This is a genomic window from Pseudomonas citronellolis, assembly GCF_900112375.1.
GTDB classification, from domain to species: domain Bacteria; phylum Pseudomonadota; class Gammaproteobacteria; order Pseudomonadales; family Pseudomonadaceae; genus Pseudomonas; species Pseudomonas citronellolis.
In genome coordinates, this window is record NZ_FOLS01000038.1 from 1 (window position 1) to 18499 (window position 18499).

Genomic DNA, 18499 nt, shown 5'->3' on the forward strand with positions numbered 1-18499 from the left:
GAGGCCTTTTTTAGCAGGTCGTTGTCCTGCTTCAACTGGCGATTCTCGGCCTCCAACTGACGAATCCGCTGCTGCTCGGGTGTCAACGGCTTACCCACTCCCGCCTGCCCCGACAGCTCGGCTTCGTATTGCTGAACCCAGCGGCGAACTGCCGTCTCTCCCAGGTCCATGTCTCGACAGACCTGCGTAATGCTCAGGCCCTGGTCTTTGATCATCTGGACGACTTGCAGCTTGAAGCTGGCATCGAATGCTCTGCGTTTACGGCTCATGAATGACTCCTCTATTCAGTGGATTTTCCACCTATCGAGGTGTCCGAGGAAATTGAACCACCACAATTACCGACTGAAACCAATCTTCCTCTCGACACGGACTAGCCCCCTCTCCCTTCAGGGAGAGGGCTGGGGAGAGGGAACGCGCTCAGGTCCAGCTCAAGAGCAATCGGGAAACTCCGTTCGCGAGCAAGCTCGCTCCTACAAAAGCAATCACCCCGACACCGCCTGTACCCAAACCAACGCAGCGTGCCGGCCCTGCGCCGGAGCGTGGCGGCCATGCGACCCAACACTCGCCACGTCGATGGCGACCGCTGAGGCGAAGAAGCGCTACGGCTGAGAGGCAGGCTCTTCGTAGGAGCGAGCTTGCTCGCGAATCGTGCCTACCGGGGACTTTGGGGCTGGATGTAGAGCACCCTCTCCCTAACCCTCTCCCTGAAGGGAGAGGAGACCGTTGGGCAGACGCTGGTGTTCTGGAGTCAGCCGGCGACGCCGAAAGCTACCGGCTGAAACCATTCCCTCTCTCGGCACGGACAAGCCCCCTCTCCCTTCAGGGCGGGGCGCGCAGCCGAGGGCCGGGGAGAGGGAGCGGAGTCGAGCCAAAATACCCAAGCCACCTGGAAACTCCGTTCGCGAGCAAGCTCGCTCCTACAAGTCACCTCCCCCGTAGGGCGTATAACCGTTCGCGGTTATACGCCTCCTCCCCCAGTTTTTTCGAACTCCCCTCCCCACCCCCGACTCGAAACAGCACCACCCACAGGTCCGAGCCGACAAGGAGGCCCCATGTACCGGCAAGCCCTGCTGACCGTCACCGCCCTGGCCCTGCTCGCGGGCTGTTCCCATGAATCCACCCGGGTGCAGAACCCGGTCAACCTGGTGACCTACCGCGACGCGCCGCTGGTGCGCGACGTGCACGACGGCATGAGCAAGGATGAGGTGCTGCGCGTCGGCGGCCCGCCGTCCAGCAGCCAGGCGCGGGCGTACAAGGCTGGTAGCTGCAACAGCTACATCCTCAACAAGGACGGCCGCGAGCAGCCCTACTACGTGACCTTCGACGACCAGGGCAAGGTCGACGGGACCGGCTTCCTCAGTTGTTCCGAACGCGACCGCCACGACCGCGACGCGCACCCCTGAGGCTGGCGGGCGGCGCTCAGCTGAGCGCCGCCACCAGCTCGGCCTTGGTCATCCGCCAGCGCCCGCGCACACCTGCGCGGGTCGCGCGCGCCAGCAACTCCTTGCGCGTCATGCCCAGCAACTTCTCGACGGCCGGCTTGCTGCGCCGGGCGAGCCTGGCCAGGGCGTCCACCTCTTCCGGGCTCAGGCCCAGCTTCCCGTACTGCGCCTGAACGTGCGCCCGCTGCTTCTCATGGCGCGCCGTGTGGCCCTGCGTACCGTTGCGAGGCATGGCAATCTCCTTCTGCAAAGGGGGGGAACAGAGCAATGGACCTGGCGTTGCGAAAAATATTCAGCCTTTGTCGCTGCCGTCTATCATGCGAGCAGGAAACAGGAGAGGACCTCATGAAACAGCGCATCGTCGAATTGCCCGCCTTCAGCGTGGTGGGCTTGGAATACCGTGGCGACGGCCAGGACGGCAGCATCGGCCAGCTCTGGCAGCGCTTCCTGCCGCGCGAGCATGAGGTCGCCGCGCTGGCCGACGACCGCAGCGCCTATGGCATCTGCGCCCAGGCCGCCGGCGGCGTCTTCCACTACGTCGCCGGGCTGCCGGTGGCGCCGGGTACAACGGTACCCGAGGGCATGGTGAAGTTCGAAGTGCCGGCGCAGAAGTATGCCGTGTTCACTCATATCGGGCCGGTGGAAGGCATCGCCGACAGCTTCCAGCGCATCCACGCCGAGCTGCTGCCCCAGCGCGGGCTGGAGCCGCGCCACGCGCCGTCCTTCGAGCGCTACACCGAGCGCTTCCACGGGCCGGACGACGCCACCTCGGAAACCGACCTGTACATCCCCATCTACTGACTCAGCGCTTCGGCGCCCGGGCCGGCTGCTTCATCTGCGCCAGCAGGGCGGCGCACTGGTTGTCCTCGCTCTTGCTCGGCGCGATCAGCGCCAGCAGCCCGGCCGCCGGCCCCGCCGCCACGCCCAGGGCGACCATGCCGGCGCCGCGGGCGATCAGCGGGCCGGCATGCACCCCGGCCTTCGGGTTCTTGAAAGTGCCCTGCACGTACAGCGGCGAGCGCAGCGAGAACAGCCGCACGCCCTTGCTGTGGGGAATGATGTCCAGGTCCAGCTGCTCGGTGGCGAGGTTGCTGGTGCCCTCGACGTTGATGATGGCGTTCTCGGTATCGAAGGCGAAGATCCGCGGCTGGGCCAGGCCCTTGGTGATGCCGACGTCGGCCGCCGCGCAGTTGATCTTCACGTCGTCGTCGCCGAACAGCTTGGCCACCAGGTAGTTGCCGACGTTCAGCCCGGCGATCTCCATCAACCCCTTGCTGATCCGCCCGTCGTTGATCAGCAGCTTGAGCTCGCCGTTGGCGCCGCCGAGGATGGCCGCCACCGAGTTGCCGGTGCCGGCCAGGGCGGCGTCGCCGTTGAGTTCGCCGAAGCTGGTCTGCATGGGCGCGAAGCTGGGGAACAGCTGCTTCAGCTTGAAGCCGCGGGCCTGCAGTTGCACCCGGCTCTGCATCGGCGCCTTGCCGCCGTCCAGGCGGATCTGCGCGGTCAGGCTGCCGCCGGCCACGCCGAAGCGCAGCGGGTCCAGGCGCAGCAGGCCGTTCTCCAGGCGCAGGTGGGTCTGCAGGTCGCTGATCGGCAGTTTGTCGCTGTGGACGATGCGCTTGCCGGCGAACTCCACGTCGGCGTCCATGGCGCGCCAGCGCTCGGTGCGGAATTCCTCCACCGGCAGCACCTTGTCCGCCGGCTGGCGGGTACTCTGGCCGCGCGCCTGCTTCTGCGCGTTGCTGTCAGCGCCGATCAGCGGGCCGAGGTCGGCCATGCGCAGTTGCTCGGAGGTCAGCTTGCCGCTGAGCCGCGGCCGCGGCTGGCCGTTGACGAAGGTCAGGCTGCCGTGCAGGTCGCTCTCGCCGACCTTGCCGTTGAAGTTCTGGTACTCGAAGCGCGCGCCGGCCGGCTCGTGCAGCTGCGCGCGCAGGCGGCCGTCGGTGGAATAGGCCGGGGTGTCCGGCAGGGTCACGCCGGTCAGCGGGTAGAGGTTGGCCATGCTGGTGCCGGCCAGCTTCAGGCGCAGGTCCAGGGCGCCCAGGTGCAGCGGATCGGTGAGGGTGCCGACCACCGCGGCGCGGGTGTCGCCCACCTTCACCTCGGCCTGCAGCGGGAACGGCCGGCTGGCGTCCTCCAGGGCCAGCACGCCGCCCACCTTGCCCTCACCGGCCAGCGGCAGGCCCTTGTAGGTGCCGCGCACCTTCCAGCCGAACACGTAGTCCTGAGTGGCCGCCGCCTGTTCGCCGCCCAGCGCCTTGCCGGCCAGCTGGGCGAAGGGCACCGGCTTGCCGAGGCTGTCCACCAGCACTTCCAGGCGCGTCTTCAGGGTCTGGTCGTCGAAGCCCACGCGGCCCTTGTCGAAGCCGATCTCGCCGATGGCCAGGGACCAGGGCGTGGGCTCCTCGGGCTGCCCCTCCTCCTTGGCCGGCAGGGTGAAGGTCCAGTTGGCGCGGCCGTCGGCCAGGCGCAGCAGGTCGGCGCTGGGCTGCGTCAGGCGCACCTGCGGGATCACCACCTGGTGCCACAGCAGCGGCAGCGGCGAAAGGCGGAACTCCACGTGCTTGAGGCTGGCGAACTCGGCCGCGCGGGTCTTGCCCTGCGCCCAGTCGGGGTTGCCCAGGGTGATGTCGCTGGCGGCGAAGTGCGGCCAGGGCACCCAGGCGCGCCAGCCGCCCTCCTGCGGCTCGCGCTGCCAGAGCACCTGCAACTCGCCGTTGATAGCGAAGGGGCGGCCGATGGCGGCGGAGACCTTGTCGTTGATCAACGGCCGCACGCGATTCCAGTCGAAGGTGGCGATGAACGCCAGCGCCGCCACCAGCAGGGTGAGCAGGCCGGCAAGGCTGAACAGGCAGATTTTTGCGCCGCGCGTCATGCAGAACTCCTTGTCGCCGCGTCGGTTGGGTGCGCCCAGGCAGGCTCTTCTACCGGGTTGGACCGCAGGACGCCGGCGAAATGCCGGAAAAATCGCCGGGGCGGAAAATCGAACGCTTCCCCACCGTAGCACGCCACCCCGACCGCACGCCGGCATCGCCCGCGCCGGAGAAAGCCTGCCCGGGAGCAGGAGCCTGCCGACGACATGCCCCCTGAAACAGGCGCAACCGCTCTGGCATGCGGCTTAGCGAGCGACCGGGCCGCTTGCGGCGATAGCCCTGGCCTTTCGCGTTGGTAGATTCATCTAATCGACAGATATTAACAATCACGTCGATACACCCCATCGAGGCCATTGATAGAAGTCAATATTCACAATCAACTTATTGTTTTTAAAACGATAAATTAAACATCATCGCCATCGATAGCGACCATTACCCGGCTTCGTTTTCAAATCGATAATCCAGATTGGATACTGGCTCCGTGTCCAGAACAACACCCCTTTCCTCCAGGAGCCAAACATCATGAAACGCACTCTCACCTTCGGTTTCGCCCTTTCCCTGATCGCCGCCAACCTCGCCTTCGCCGCCCCGCAAGTGGCCGAGAACGGTTCCTCCTACAGCGTCGACCGTCTGCACCAGCAAATGCAGGCCCGCGTCGCCGAGAACGGCAGCGGCCAGACCATCGAGCGCCTGCACAAGCAACTGAGCGAGCAGGTCCGTGTTTCGGAAAACGGCAGCAGCCAGACCATCGACCGCCTGCACAAGCAAATGGGTGAAGAAGCCCGCGTGGCCGAGAACGGCAGCAGCCGCACCATCGACCGCCTGCACCAGCAGATGGGTGAAGAGGCCCGCGTAGCCGAGAACGGCAGCTCCAACACCATCGACCGCCTGCACAAACAAATGGGTGGTGAAGAAGCCCGTGTCGCCGAGAACGGCAGCAGCCAGACCATCGACCGTCTGCACAAGCAAATGGGTGAAGAAGCCCGCGTAGCCGAGAACGGCAGCTCCAACACCATCGACCGTCTGCACAAACAGATGGGTAGCGAGGAAGCCCGCGTGGCCGAAAACGGCAGCAGCCACACCATCGACCGTCTGCACGGCGCCATGAGCGTTGCCGAATCCGGTGGCGACACCGTCTTCAACGCCCACTTCCGTCAGGTCTGAAGCAACGCGCAGTACACCGCAAGGTGAAAGAAAAGCCCGGCATTCGCCGGGCTTTCTCATTTCTGCGGGTCAGCTCGCCTGGTCGGGCGAGCCGTCGGAGCGGCCGATGCTCGGCGGGGCCTCCACCACCAGCTCTTCCGGCACCTCTTCCACCCGCGGGTCGAGGGTGGCGGCCATGGGGCTGACGGTGTCGGGCATGGCCACGTGGTGCAGCGGCGCCTCGTCGACGCGGTGGATGCCGGTGACGCGCCGGGGCTGCACCCAGAAGATCAGCAGCAGCGCATAGGCCGACACCAGCATGTAGAACATGCCCGGGCCGAAGTGGCTCATCAGCGCGCCGGCGAACAGCGGGCCGATGCACGCGCCCACCCCGTAGGTGGTCAGCAGCATGGCCGAAAGCGCCACGCGCCGCGGCTGCTCGACGTGGTCGTTGGCCAGGGCCACCGCCAGCGGGTAGAGGGTGAACAGCAGCATGCCGGTGACGAAGCCGTTGGCCAGCAGCGCCCAGTAGGGCAGCTGGATCAGCCCCCACATCGGCGCGGCGGCCACGCACAGCAGCAGCGCGTTGCCGCGGATCAGCCAGCTGCGGTTGACGCGGTCCGACAGCCAGCCCAGCGGCCACTGCGCGCAGAAGCCGGCGACGATGCACATGCCGACGAACAGGCTCGACTGCGAGGTGTCCAGCCCGTTGCGGTTGGCGTACACCGGCGCCAGGCCGTAGAAGGCGCCGACCATCAGGCCGGCGACGAAGATGGTGCCCAGCGACTGCGGCACGCGCTTCCAGAAGAAGCCGATCTCCAGCGGCGCCGCCACCAGCTTGGCCGGGTGCACCCGGCGCGTCAGCGCCAGCGGGATCAGGCAGGCGGAGAAGCAGATCGCCACCAGCAGCAGCGGTTTGTAGTCCAGCGCCGGGCTCGCCGCCAGCAGGCCCTGGCCGAGCACCAGGCCGAGGTCCACCGCGACCATGTAGCCGGCGAACACCTTGCCACGCTGGTGCCCTTCGGCCTGCTCGTTGAGCCAGCTCTCGATCACCATGTACTGGTTCATCATCACCGCGCCCATCACGAAGCGCAGCGCCACCCAGACCGCCAGGGTGTCGATGAGCGCGTGCAGCAGCACGATCACCGTGGCCAGGCCTGCGCAGGCCACGTAGGAACGGATGTGGCCGAAGCCGGCGATCAGCTTGTGGCCGAACTTGCCGCCGCAGACCAGGCCGAAGTAGTAGGCCGCCATCAGGCCGCCGACCCACAGGTCGCCGGCGCCCTCGGCAGTCAGGCGCAGGCCCATGTAGGTGGTGAACAGGCCGGAGCCGGCCAGCATCAGGAGGGTGGCGGTGTAGAGCGCGGGGAAGGTGACGAGCGGGCTGAACATGGGGCTACCTCGCCGGGCGACGCTGCGCACGGCGGACGAGAGGACCAGGGAGAGGGGCCGGGAAACCACGGGCGCAGCGGGGCGACCACCACCGCGCGGGAACCGGCCGCGGGCCACGCCGCAAAGCCGCGGCACGGCAGCGGCGCATTATCCACGGCGGCCGGCCGCCCCGCCATTGGCCGCGACGTTCGGCGAGTGTCGGAACCGTCCGACGCAGACGCCCTCGAATGGAAAACACCCCGGGAGGTTGCCATGAACATAAAAGACCCGCAGGAGTTCCTGCTCTGGTGCCTGCTGCTCAACTACGCCGTGCTGCTGCTCTGGTTCGGCGCCTTCAGCCTGGCCCACGAGGGCCTGTACCGCCTGCACAGGCACTGGTTCGAGCTGAGCCGGGAAGCCTTCGACGCCCTGCACTATGGCGGCATGGCGGTGTACAAGATCGGCATCCTGCTGCTCAACCTGGTGCCGCTGCTGGCGCTGTGGATAACCGGGGGCTGACTGCCCCCGGAACGGCGCGCCTCGTTTCTGGCGTCAGATTTTTCTCACTTTTTCCTACGGTTCCGCCATGCCCTGCCGATAACTCCTCCCTGGCGCGGTTCGCCTCGCCATGGCCTCGACAAGAACAATCTCCGAATGGCCTGCCTTCACCGAACCTTCTTTGGAGATCGTCAATGCATAGCTGGATATCCAACCTGAGCGTGAACCTCAAGTTGGCCCTCGGCTTCGGCGTGGCCCTGGCGTTTACCGCCATCCTCGCCGTGGTCAGCTGGGTCGGCCTGGGCTCGCTGATCGACCGCAGCAACTGGATGAGCGACATCACCGAGCTCAACGCCCGCCTCACCAAGCTGCGCATCACCCGCCTGCAATACATGATCGCCGACGGCGGCGAGCAGGAAGCCGGCGCCGTCATGAGCGCCCTGGGCGAATTCAAGGCGCACCAGCAGAAACTGCGCGGCTACTTCGTCAGCCCCGAGAACGTGCGCATGCTCGACCAGTTGGGCGGCGTCATCGCCGACTACGAGAAATCCCTGGCCGCCATGCGCAGCGGCTACCAGAACGCCAGCGCCACCCGCCGCGCCCTGGAAGGCGAGGCCGCCCGCGCCGGCGAGCTGACCGCGCAACTGCAGGAAGACGTGCTCAAGGCCCCGGCCGACGAAGAACGCGCCGCCCGCTACCAGGCCATCAGCCGCACCCGCGAGGACCTGCTGCAGGCCCGCTACGACGTGCGCGACTACCTGGCCACCGCCCTGTCCCGCGATGGCGACGGCGTCACCCGCCACCTGGACGAAAGCCTCGCCAGCCTGCCGACGCTGGAAAGCACCCTCGGCCCCGACCTGGCGGCCCGCGTGCAGCAACTGGGCGCTGCGCTGCGCGGCTACCGCGAGGGCGTGCAGGCCCTGCGGGCGAACATGGCCGCCATCGTCCAGGCGCGCAAGGAAATGACCACCCAGGGCCAGGACATCGTCAAGCTCAGCGAATCGCTCTACCAGCTGCAACTGGACCGCCGCGACATCGAAAGCGCCCGCGCCCGCAACCTGCAGGTGCTCTTCACCCTGCTGGCCCTGGTGCTGGGCGGCCTGGCCGCGGTGGTCATCACCCGGCAGATCACCCACCCGCTGCACGCCACCATGGAAGTGGTCGACCGCATCGCCGCCGGCGACCTGTCCCGCGACATCCAGGTCGAGCGCCGCGACGAACTCGGCCGCCTGCAACAGAGCATGCAGCGCATGAGCCACAGCCTGCGCGATCTGATCGGCGGCATCCGCGATGGCGTGACGCAGATCGCCAGCGCCGCCGAAGAGCTTTCGGCGGTCACCGAGCAGACCAGCGCCGGCGCCAACAGCCAGAAGGTGGAAACCGACCAGGTGGCCACCGCCATGCACGAAATGTCCGCCACCGTGCAGGAAGTGGCGCGCAATGCCGAGCAGGCTTCCCAGGCCGCGTCCGCCGCCGACCGCGAGGCCCACGACGGCGACCGCGTGGTGAACCAGGCCGTGGAACAGATCGAGCGCCTGGCCGAGGAAGTGGAACGCTCCGCCGACGCCATGCAGCGCCTGGAACAGGAGAGCGAGAAGATCGGCAAGGTCATGGACGTGATCAAGTCGGTGGCCGAGCAAACCAACCTGCTGGCCCTCAACGCCGCCATCGAAGCCGCCCGCGCCGGGGAAGCCGGCCGCGGCTTCGCCGTGGTGGCCGACGAAGTCCGCGCCCTGGCCCAGCGCACCCAGCAGTCCACCGAAGAGATCGAAGCCCTGGTCGCCGGCCTGCAGAGCGGCACCCGCCAGGTCTCCAGCGTCATGCTCGGCAGCCGCGAACTGACCGCCAGCAGCGTGGCCCTGAGCCGCCAGGCCGGCGAATCCCTGGGCAGCATCACCCGCACCGTGTCGAACATCCAGGCGATGAACCAGCAGATCGCCACAGCGGCCGAGGAACAAAGCGCCGTGGCCGAGGAAATCAGCCGCAGCGTGGTCAGCGTGCGCGACGTCTCCGAACAGACCGCCGCGGCCAGCGAGGAAGTCGCCGCCTCCAGCGTGGAGCTGGCGCGCCTGGGCGGGCAGCTGCAGACGCTGGTGAGCCATTTCCGCGTCTGATCAGAATCGTCTGATTCCCCCGCCAGGCCCGCCCGGCGAAAGCTGGGCGGGCCCTTGCTGAGGGTGGATGGGTCATGGCAGGGACGCCGGGCCCATCCTTGCCGGCGGCAGAAGAGACAACCTCATCCCTTCGCCCGGCCTCGACGGGTCAGTCGGTGCCGTACTTCGGCGAGCGCGGGCCGTACAACAGCGCACCCGGTTGCCCGGCGGACAGCAGGCGCTGGCTGGTGACCCCGGCGATGGGGTAGCCGGCATCATCCTGGGCGCTGCTGATGATCTGCTTGACCGCCGCGGTGATCAGCATGCCCAGCAGGCCGCCGTTGTTATTGCTGCTGCCCTCCTCGCTGGAGGCGGTGGCGCTTCCCGTCCACAGGGTGGTGCCGGTCTTCAGGTCCACCAGCTTGGCCCCGGCGGTCACCACGGTCGCGCTGCTCAGCACCATGTAGCTGGTGCCGTACTGGGTCACGGTGATGTACAGGGCCGCATCCGCGCCGAAGATTTCCTGCAGCTTCGCCGGGGACACCGCATGGATGTCCGCCGGGGTGGAGAGGCCGTTCTGGCGGAACGTCTCGGCCACCAGCGCCACCGGCAGCACGTAGTAACCGGCCTCGGCGAGCGGGAAGGTCACCTGCGAGAGCATGCTGTAGGTCGCCTTCACGTCCGGCGAATCGTTCAGCGGCGGCAGCACCAGGATCGAGCGCGGCCGGGCCTGCTTGTAGGCGGAGTAGTCGACGGTCTTCTGCGGCGCACAACCGGCGAGCAGCGCCAGCGCAAACAGGGCCAGCAGAGTCTTGATCGGGTTCCACATCACTTGCTACCTCCCTGCCTTGCGTTCTTCAGCAGAAAATCCATGTAGGCCGACGACTCCGGGAACAGCGCCTTCTCGGTATTGAACTGCTGGACCATCTGGTCGTCCTTGCCCAGGCTCGAATACAACAGGCCCAGTTGCGCGTGATAGCCCGGCGGAACATGGCCGTCGGTGGCGGCGATCTTCTGCAGGTCGCGCTCCAGCGCCTCGGCCTGCGCCTCCTTCGCCTCGCTGGTGAAATAGTCGTGGACCTGGGACTGGTAGCTTTCCCACTGGTACAGCGTCTTCGGCGAGGAACACCCGGCAAGCGACGCCACGCCTGCGCACACCAGCGCCACCAGGCAGCCCCTGGAAACAAAGTTCTTACCCATGAACATCACTACTCCCTGCTTTCCTTCGGGTTATCGGGCCGGGTTCCAGGCGCCGCTGTCCACCGCGTTCACCAGCTTGTTCACCGCCTCGCGCATGGCCAGGTCGAGGACCTTGCCGTTGAGCGTGGAGTCATAACTGGCGGTGCCGCCGAAGCCGATGATCTCGCGGTTCGACAACTCGTACTCGCCCGCCCCCTGCGAGGAATAGACGACCTCGGAGGTGCTGATGTTGACGATGTTCAGCGCGACCTTGGCATAGGCCACCTGGGTCTTGCCGCGCCCGAGAATGCCGAACAGCTGGCGGTCGCCGACCTCCTTGCGACCGAATTCGGTGACATCGCCGGTCACCACATAGTCGGCGCCCTTGAGCTGCTGGGCCTGGCCCTTGATAGCGGCCTCCTGCTGGATCTCGCTCATGTTGTCGCGGTCCAGCACGTTGAAGCGGTTGGTCTGCTGCAGATGGGTGATCAGGATGGTCTTGGCCTGGCCGCCAAGGCGGTCGACGCCATCGGAGAAGATGCCCCGCATATAGCTGGAGCGGTTATCGAACTTGCCCACCGCAATGGGCGAACGCACGCCGGAATACGGCTTGTTGACGCTCTCCACCTGCTGCACCGGCAGCGCCCTGGAGCTTTCCGTGGCACAACCGCCGACCGTCAGCAGGGCGGCGGACGCCACGCCCAACAACAAGCCCCGGGACATTTTCATCTTCACACTGCATTCCCCCTCGGAAATCCAATAAACAGGGCCGCCAGCCAATGCCGACGGCCATCCTCTCAATGGCCAGGCAATGCCATCGAGCCACCATGGCAACCGGAACCACGATGGGCCCGGGCACCCGACGCGCACGGCGGAACCCATGCGCGCAGGCATGCGAGGAAGGAAAGTTCGAGCACGGGAAACGCAGCCGCTACAGGACGTACCGGCGTGAACGGCAGGAGGAGGCGAGACAAGGCCTGGCATCCAGCCTGTGGGAATGAACTGCATCCCGTCGATCCTTCGAAAACATCTTGTTACCTGGCCGCGCCATTAAAACACAAGCATTGAGCCACCACCCACGCCACCTACGTGGAATCAGAAGTGCCTCAAGAAATCCTCTTCGCGCAGTGGACGGAACCGCGGCTCCAGCACAGGGCTCCTGGCCCTTGCGAGCACGCCGACGCGCAACAGTCCATGCAAAAAGCCCTTTCCCCAGCGTTTTTCAGATGTGTCCTAAACCCATCGCATAGCGAAGCAAGCAGTCTCCGGGCAAGTTCTGGAGAACCGCAACCTAGAGCCTTCCGCGATGAAAACGCAGTCGAACGACGCCACCCGGCGCCCCGACGTTGCCTACCTGGCAACCCGGACACGAACCCTCTACCACCGCCTGGTCGACCTGGACTCCGCACGCCTGCCGCCAGCCACACGCCTCAAGCAACTGGAGCGTTCGCGAGCGGAAGTCTTCGACCTGGGGCACAACCTCGCCGAATTGCTCGGCGACCGACGGGGCAGCACCGAGCGACGGCGGGCGGACAAGGCGGCGCAACTCATCGCCGCCCTGCACCGCCGGCTGATCCAGGGCTACTGGGCCCTGGCCCGGGGCGAATGCGCCGAGGCGCAACTCAAGGCACTGCTCTTGCAGCGCACGCTGCGCAGCGCCCAGGAAATCCACTTCAGCGCCCTGCTCAACGGCCAGGAGGCACCGGCCGGTTTCTGGCGCCTGCTCCATCGCCTCTACGCCAAGGCCCGGCAGGCGTCGCTGCAGGACATCGACGTGAAGGACCCGGAAATCCCGGAAGCCCGCAGCCAGAGCATCAGCCGCGGCTACCTCGGCGCGTTGCTGCTGGCCAGCTCCGCTCCCCTGCAGATGCCCGGGGAAGCCCTGCAGGTGCTGATCGAATCCCTGGAAACGCTCGCCTCGACAGCCCGCCTGGACAATGCCCGCGACACGGACCGCTGGATCGTCGCCAGCGACCGCGACCAAGCGTTCCTCGACATCGACAAGACGCCCGCCACCGAGGGCCACCAGGCCCTGCAACTGGACGAAGCGCTCAAGGTGATGCAGCACTTCAAGGGCCTCGGCGGCGCCAAAGAGGGGTTCGACCTCAAGGACCACCTGCTGCGCAGCTGGCGCGGCCAGCCGCCCGGCGCCGACTGGGAAGCCTGCCACGGCTTCGGCGTACTCCTGGAGCACCTGGGCGCCGGCAAGGACGAGGCCGCCCTGGACGCCCGCCACTTCGCCCTCCAGGCCAAGGCGCAGGACGTCTGGGCAATCCACAGCGACGGCCGGGGCGGGCTCGACGAAGAAGTGCCGCACCTGGAGCCCATCGAATTCGAGTCCCCCAACGAAAGCGCCGCCGAGCGGCCCCCGGTCATAGCGCTGAGCCAGGTCACGCCCCTTTCCAACGGCGTATCCGCGCTCTGGAGCAACGGCGAGCCCCCACCGCCCAAGGCCGGAGACCTGCTCGGCATCCGCCCCGGCTCCGAAGCGCCCTGGCAACTGGCGCGCGTCGACAGGGCAACCCCGGCAGGCAACGGCCAAGCCCTGCTCACCCTCACCTGGCTCTCGAAACATCCCCGCGCCTGCCGCATCACCCTGCGCAGCAAACTGCAGGAAAGCGCCCCACGCAACGCCCTGCTGCTGGACGACGCCGGCACGACACGCATCCTCTGCCCCACGCTACCGCTGGCCAGCGGCAAGAAGCTGCTGGTGGAAGAGGCTGAAAGCCGCTACATCGCCCTGCTCGGCGAGGCGCAGGACGGCGGAGTGGAACCGGCCTGCTTCAAATTGCAGCGCCTGGACATCGAGGTGGAGGCAGAGCCGGCTGGCAGCCCGGGATAAATCCGCCGCCTTGTCGCCAAGGCCTGTCCTACAGGGAATTTCGGAAATTATCCGTCTTCCGCCGCTCCAGCGACCTGCCTATCCTGCCCCGGCTACGGTCAGTCCCGTGGCCGGGTTTGACAGCCCAACTCAGTAGGCGCGATGCAGCCACCAAAGTGCATGTGAAAACGGCGAATGCTTTTCACACGCCCTCGCACGCTTGCGGAAATTTCTGCAACGCTTCCATGGTGGATCGTGCGGGGAGACCTCCGGGTCTGCCGGGTCCTACTGCCGGTCTGTCAACCCCGCACGTTCCACCTCCCTTCGAATGACAGCGACGGGAAGTGGCTTCAACGCAATCAGTAGGAGCACCAGCCATGCACGACGCATACACCCCAACCACCTTCATTCGCCACGGCCGCCCCCTGCGCGGCGTGATGATCGACAACCAACCCTGGTTCGCCGCCCAGGACCTCGCCCGCCTCCTCGGCTTCGGCTACCCCCAGCGTTTCCACCACCGCTTCCGCCCCCACGAAACCCGCCGCATCCACGTCCGCTACGCCACCGACAGCGAAGAACCGCTCGACATGATCAACGAAGCCGGCCTCTACAAGGCCCTGGTCCGCTTCGGCCACCCGGAAAGCCAGCACCTGGACCAATGGCTGAGCCGCGAAGTCATCCCCACCCTGCGCGACCAACACACCCCCGACGACCACACACCCCGCCGCGTACTGATGAGCTGGCAGGCACGCCGGGTGATGTTGCTGGATTGGCAAGGGGAACTGTGGGTGCCGCTGGAGGAGATGCCGAGGTTGATGCTGGATAGGTGAGGGGGAGCGGCTATTTACTGGTTCAGGAAAAAGGGGATGGGCTTATTCTCTGAAAGTAGAAAGATAAGCCTATCTCCCTTTTCGTGCTCAATATCAGGATCAGGGAATAATGGATGCTTCCGGCATTCTCAAGTGCTCACGTCCCTGGAACGGATCAAGCGTCTTATAGCCTCCTTGCCCGTCTTCTGAGCAATACTGCGGCGCTATGGGAGTCTCGAGGACAGCAGCGCCAATAGTATTGAGTCTGCGTACAGCGAGAATACAACCGGGCTGATTGTTCTGAATCCTGAGGTACTCGTATTGAAGCTCATAATCCTTTCCAGCCTGCGGTGTGAACACAACCGGTTTGGGGCTGCAGTACACCGACCCTGGACCGCCCATGGTAAACCTGACGATCAAAGGCCGATTCGCCGGCACAGCATACTCATCATAGTAGAACTTGGATTCATTAATGACTTTGGTTGCCTTGCTTTCAGGCATGCCAATGACATTGTTCTGCTTATCAGAAGCACGGAATGGAGGAATACCCGTCGAATCTTCGCGGGCTGGTTTCCAGCCAACCTCCTCGGCAGGGCGGTTCTCAGTAGCTTCGTTGAAGAACTTTTCACAACTGAATCCGCTGACATAACCCCCTTTGATCATTTGATCACCGGTAATCAGCCGAATACGGGCCATACTCGCTGGGTCAAATCGTTCAGCTTCTGCCTCATTGCGAACATTGGTTTTTGTAGTGGCAGTGCAAGCTACCAGATTTAGGACAATACACAGAAAAAATAGCTTCCTCATAACCCACCCCCAAGAAAAAAGAAAAGTAAAAAGCAATAACCTTCCACTCCAATTTTCGCCAACGCTGAAAACTGCAAAACGCGGGAATAAGTTATTCTCACCACGCTCTAACCCTGGCCACTGAATCAACTTAATAATAGAAAAACAAACTCACCTCCCTTTTTAGTTTTTCAGTCTTGCATCTCGCCAGGAGATACCGATTCGCTATTCTTTTACTTGGCTTCCAACGCTTTAAGCGCCCGCATACCTAGAAACGAGAAGCCAATAAATGCAAACACAACCAAATGCATAGCCAGGCCAGACCAAGACTTAACATAAAAGGCAAACAGTGTGTCAGCTATATATACAGTCAGCGGAACGACCAGAATCCTGGGGATTACTCTCGAAGCGTAAGCGATAGCGGCAAGAGTGGCAGCTGCAATCAAGTGCAGCGCAGCACCAGGAATAGCGAATGGCAAAATTAAGCCGGCAAGAATCACCACATCATGGTGCATGATCAGAAATATTCCATTCGCAGCGGTGAAGCCTGCAATCCAGTATGTCCAGTTACGAGGCGTCTTGCGCAAACGTTGCACACGGAACGCTAGTACTTTTGGATCGTGCGCCTCAGTCATATTTGAATTTCCCTATAGTAATTTACAAATGAGCAGTTAGTGTAGAGATCGACAGTTGAGCGACTTGGATAACCCCAAAAAAGGGGAAAGATTTATTTTCATTACCCTAGTCCTGCCCGCCAGATCAGTTTTAGATTAGAAAAATGAATCCCCTTTTCTGTCCCGGCAGTGCCGGGGCTATTTTTATTGAAAAAACAACACTACTTACCGGACAAAAAAGGGGACAGATTTATTTATCACACCCTAATCCTGTCCAGTCAGCCAGCTTTAGAGTAGGAAAAATAAATCTGCCCCCTTTTCGACATCCCCACAATAACGGTCCATTCCGTTTCTTGCCTTAACGATCAGAGATCTCTATATGAAACGACTCCGCACAGATTTCCAGACTCATCCATCCCGGCCCAGGCGAAACACCGATTACCCCCTCAAGAAAATACTCTTTAACCATCCCTCTACCCACAGACCTGTGGCCAATCTCTTGCACGAACTCAGTACCGGAAGGCGATGTACGGTCGGACGAATACTGACAAATGACTCGCCTCGAAAAACTCACACCCAAGAATACAAGCCAACACCCCCCAACATACTCATGCATAGCATATGAACTTTCCTCTTTACTTTTATATTCAACCCATTCTCCATTCTTATTACGAGCATTTAAAAGCCCATCTACAAGCTCCCATTCAACATATTCAGCATCTCTAGCGGGATCATATATATAGTGAACCGGAAAAATGTTTTCCACTTTAGAACATTCATCCTCTTCACACTCAACAATTTGAGTTAGCTCGCCCTCTCTGATCAACTTTGATCTTTTAAGCATCAACCCCTTCTCGACAAAGACCCGAACAACCCCATCTTTAACAACACAATCTCCGTACGTACAATCAAACGTAACGAGAGAATCAAAATCCGCTGAAATCATCATCTTACTTTCTCTAAAACTATGGTTTTCATACTATCTAAATTAGTAATGACACCACCATCTGTACGTAAAAAAGTTTGCCCCGCGAAGCGAGCATCTAAAGGACCATCCTGAATAATTCGCAACCCTAAAGACTCAAGATCAGCTGCACTTTAAGCGAAAAGAAAGCGAAAAGGGGACAGATTTATTTCTCATACCCTAATCCTGCCCAGTCAGCCAGCCCTAGAATAGGAGAAATAAATTTGTCCCCTTTTCGGTCGTTATTTATACCGTTTCTCGGTATCGGGGGTCTTCCCTCATGAGCCTTAGAACCTCAGACCAGTTCCATAGAATCCCAGGAATGTGACTTTCCGGAACTATCTTCGCTCTTTCCGAAAGCGGGAACTCGCCCATTGCTTTCTTGCAATGAGAATAAAACAAGTTAAAGCAGCCTTCATCAACATAGTCCAGAACGATAAAGTTCTGCCCTTGTTCATCAAGCGGAGTATAAACTGCCTTCAGACAGCACTGTTCATCAACTTTAAACAGGCTCCTGGTTTCCTCAACGATACAATCAAACACCCCTCCAGAAGTAGACCACCCTGCACCAGGTGGGCCACTTCCTTCACCTATAGAAATGAACATCGCCATAACTCACCTCAAAATAACAATCTTGCTCTGCTGTTCAGGAGTGAACCCCTTTATCCATGAGTTAACTGTGTTCTGGTTGGCAGGGGGTAGATTCCTATCATCCAATGGAACAATATCTGCTTTTTCCAAAAAAAGGGAACAGATTTATTTATCACACCCTAATCCTGTCCAGTCAGCCAGCTTTAGAGTAGGAAAAATAAATCTGTCCCCTTTTCGTGTCCCCTTTTCGCTCTTTTCGCTCTACCAACTTTTGCTCTACTCCTTCAGCCCCAGCAAATGTTTAAATGGCCCCTCATCCATATTCAGCCCCAAATCTCGAGCCAGTTTAACCGCCTCACTATACTCTTCATCCGTTATAGAAACATCATACTCACAGATATGATCACACAATATCTCGAACGCTAGACCCTCTTCGTTATACGCGACATAATCCAAGGCACCCTTAAGAAGATCAGCACTCAAACGCCCCTCAAATCTAGCCCCAAACTTCACAATACGATCTGCAAACATAAAACCTACTTAATTGGCTTATAAGGTGGTACAGGAGCGTCATCAGGGAACGCAGTAATTACCTTCCCTGTAGCTGGCTGGTATACAATTCGCATGCGCACACCATCACGAACTTCATAAGCCACCCATTTTGCCGGATCTCCCTTAGCCGTATAAATCCCACCTGTCCCAGTTTGCGCATACCATTTAGTCTCTGGAGACGTCACAACATCTCCAATTTCGTGAACAATCTTATCTGCTGACCAACCTTCTGGAAAAACAGTTTTCCCCTCCTGCCCTGGCCACATATGTCCACCGCTACCAGGCTTATCACCGTAGAGAATATGTTGCTTGGCTTCAGGAGAGAGAATGTCAACGTAACCTTGCCCAGTTGTTTTCGCTCTTCCACCAGCCAGAATAGTCTCTACCGCATCAGCCGAAAGCTTCTGCCCCGTCTGTCTCTCCACCTCTTGGGCAACACGAATCTTAGTCGCCTGCTCCAGAGTGAGTTTTGCCCCCACCGTGCCCGCCACCCCGGCAGGCAGTGCTTCGCCGATACCCATCTCAGCTACCGCAATGGTGGCCTCGTTAACGCACAGCAGCGGATTGGTTGTGCAAGCCACTGCGGCGGCCCTCGCAGCGGCAAGTATCGCAGGAGTAGCCGCCGCGCCTACGATAGCTACCGGCAAGAGAGCGAAAGTGGCGGCGGTTTCAAGCCCGCCATTTGCAAGCTGCTCATTTTCATAGTGTTGTCGGCACTGTTGGCGTGTGGCGCCGCCACAACCTCCGCTCTGCACGTAAGCCT

General features: G+C 62.2%; 19 protein-coding genes and 2 pseudogenes. 8 read left to right on the top strand and 13 right to left on the bottom strand.

What is annotated here, in order from left to right:
* Nucleotides 1-269 (bottom strand): transposase (locus BM060_RS27665; RefSeq protein WP_143096597.1); only part of this gene is annotated, 269 nt, incomplete at its 3' end.
* A 783-nt stretch (nucleotides 270-1052) separates the two neighbouring features.
* Between BM060_RS27665 and osmE the strand changes: the two genes are divergently transcribed.
* Nucleotides 1053-1403, top strand: coding sequence for an osmotically-inducible lipoprotein OsmE (osmE, locus tag BM060_RS27670; protein WP_074985033.1), 351 nt, complete (start codon nucleotides 1053-1055; stop codon nucleotides 1401-1403).
* Nucleotides 1404-1419: 16 nt separating this feature from the next.
* Here osmE and BM060_RS27675 read toward each other — a convergent pair whose 3' ends face one another.
* The gene (locus BM060_RS27675) at nucleotides 1420-1674 is read right to left on the bottom strand and encodes a hypothetical protein (protein ID WP_074985035.1); all 255 of its coding nucleotides are present in this window, start codon (nucleotides 1672-1674) and stop codon (nucleotides 1420-1422) included.
* A 113-nt stretch (nucleotides 1675-1787) separates the two neighbouring features.
* On the opposite strand from BM060_RS27675, the gene BM060_RS27680 reads away from it, so the two are divergent.
* Entirely contained in the window at nucleotides 1788-2243 is a 456-nt protein-coding gene (locus tag BM060_RS27680) for a GyrI-like domain-containing protein (protein WP_074985038.1), read from the top strand.
* Nucleotide 2244: 1 nt separating this feature from the next.
* On the opposite strand, the gene BM060_RS27685 is transcribed toward BM060_RS27680, so the two are convergent.
* A complete protein-coding gene (locus tag BM060_RS27685) occupies nucleotides 2245-4317 on the bottom strand; it encodes an AsmA family protein (protein ID WP_074985041.1) in 2073 nt (690 codons plus the stop codon).
* Nucleotides 4318-4837: 520 nt separating this feature from the next.
* Between BM060_RS27685 and BM060_RS27690 the strand changes: the two genes are divergently transcribed.
* Nucleotides 4838-5479, top strand: coding sequence for a phage infection protein (locus BM060_RS27690; protein ID WP_074985043.1), 642 nt, complete (start codon nucleotides 4838-4840; stop codon nucleotides 5477-5479).
* 69 nt (nucleotides 5480-5548) lie between these two features.
* Here the strand turns inward: BM060_RS27690 and BM060_RS27695 are convergent, their stop codons facing one another.
* Nucleotides 5549-6850, bottom strand: a complete 1302-nt coding sequence (locus BM060_RS27695; RefSeq protein WP_074985046.1) for an MFS transporter — start codon at nucleotides 6848-6850, stop codon at nucleotides 5549-5551.
* 252 nt (nucleotides 6851-7102) lie between these two features.
* On the opposite strand from BM060_RS27695, the gene BM060_RS27700 reads away from it, so the two are divergent.
* The 3 genes and pseudogenes from BM060_RS27700 (at nucleotide 7103) to BM060_RS33805 (ending at nucleotide 9441) form a co-directional block, all read left to right on the top strand.
* Complete coding sequence (locus tag BM060_RS27700) at nucleotides 7103-7348, top strand: DUF6868 family protein (RefSeq protein ID WP_074985049.1); 246 nt, start codon at nucleotides 7103-7105, stop codon at nucleotides 7346-7348.
* Nucleotides 7349-7656: 308 nt separating this feature from the next.
* A pseudogene (locus BM060_RS33800) lies at nucleotides 7657-8586 on the top strand (methyl-accepting chemotaxis protein); the annotation flags it as partial.
* Entirely contained in the window at nucleotides 8578-9441 is an 864-nt protein-coding gene (locus BM060_RS33805) for a methyl-accepting chemotaxis protein (RefSeq protein WP_407072426.1), read from the top strand. The pseudogene BM060_RS33800 and the gene BM060_RS33805, both read left to right, overlap by 9 nt.
* Nucleotides 9442-9589: 148 nt before the next feature.
* On the opposite strand, the gene BM060_RS27710 is transcribed toward BM060_RS33805, so the two are convergent.
* The 3 genes from BM060_RS27710 to BM060_RS27720 are packed head-to-tail and all read right to left on the bottom strand — an operon-like array spanning nucleotide 9590 to nucleotide 11328.
* Nucleotides 9590-10249, bottom strand: a complete 660-nt coding sequence (locus tag BM060_RS27710) for a DUF799 domain-containing protein (protein ID WP_074985054.1) — start codon at nucleotides 10247-10249, stop codon at nucleotides 9590-9592.
* Nucleotides 10249-10620 (bottom strand): DUF4810 domain-containing protein, encoded by a 372-nt coding sequence (locus tag BM060_RS27715; protein ID WP_074985142.1) that lies wholly within the window; start codon nucleotides 10618-10620, stop codon nucleotides 10249-10251. Before BM060_RS27715 ends, BM060_RS27710 begins: the two co-directional genes overlap by 1 nt.
* 30 nt (nucleotides 10621-10650) lie before the next feature.
* Nucleotides 10651-11328: a CsgG/HfaB family protein gene (locus tag BM060_RS27720; protein WP_009613369.1), complete on the bottom strand. Its 678-nt coding sequence runs from the start codon at nucleotides 11326-11328 to the stop codon at nucleotides 10651-10653.
* 577 nt (nucleotides 11329-11905) lie between these two features.
* Here BM060_RS27720 and BM060_RS27725 point away from each other — a divergent pair.
* On the top strand, nucleotides 11906-13441 hold the full coding sequence (locus BM060_RS27725) for a cyclic-di-GMP receptor FimW-related protein (RefSeq protein WP_074985057.1): 1536 nt from the start codon (nucleotides 11906-11908) through the stop codon (nucleotides 13439-13441).
* Between the two features lie 356 nt (nucleotides 13442-13797).
* The gene (locus BM060_RS27730) at nucleotides 13798-14250 is read left to right on the top strand and encodes a BRO-N domain-containing protein (protein ID WP_074985060.1); all 453 of its coding nucleotides are present in this window, start codon (nucleotides 13798-13800) and stop codon (nucleotides 14248-14250) included.
* Between the two features lie 99 nt (nucleotides 14251-14349).
* Here BM060_RS27730 and BM060_RS32670 read toward each other — a convergent pair whose 3' ends face one another.
* The 6 genes and pseudogenes from BM060_RS32670 to BM060_RS33810 all read right to left on the bottom strand — a co-directional run.
* Complete coding sequence (locus tag BM060_RS32670; protein ID WP_135499814.1) at nucleotides 14350-14892, bottom strand: hypothetical protein; 543 nt, start codon at nucleotides 14890-14892, stop codon at nucleotides 14350-14352.
* A gap of 356 nt (nucleotides 14893-15248) precedes the next feature.
* Nucleotides 15249-15650 carry a hypothetical protein gene (locus tag BM060_RS32675; protein ID WP_135499813.1) on the bottom strand — a complete coding sequence of 134 codons (402 nt, stop codon included), beginning with the start codon at nucleotides 15648-15650 and terminating at the stop codon, nucleotides 15249-15251.
* A 337-nt stretch (nucleotides 15651-15987) separates the two neighbouring features.
* Nucleotides 15988-16578 (bottom strand): hypothetical protein, encoded by a 591-nt coding sequence (locus BM060_RS27740; RefSeq protein ID WP_074985063.1) that lies wholly within the window; start codon nucleotides 16576-16578, stop codon nucleotides 15988-15990.
* Between the two features lie 630 nt (nucleotides 16579-17208).
* Entirely contained in the window at nucleotides 17209-17334 is a 126-nt protein-coding gene (locus BM060_RS33625) for a hypothetical protein (RefSeq protein WP_159458831.1), read from the bottom strand.
* A 126-nt stretch (nucleotides 17335-17460) separates the two neighbouring features.
* Nucleotides 17461-17715, bottom strand: a complete 255-nt coding sequence (locus BM060_RS27745) for a MafI family immunity protein (RefSeq protein WP_074985066.1) — start codon at nucleotides 17713-17715, stop codon at nucleotides 17461-17463.
* 5 nt (nucleotides 17716-17720) lie between these two features.
* Nucleotides 17721-18083, bottom strand: a pseudogene (locus BM060_RS33810) (EndoU domain-containing protein); the annotation flags it as partial.
* Nucleotides 18084-18499: the final 416 nt, after the last annotated feature.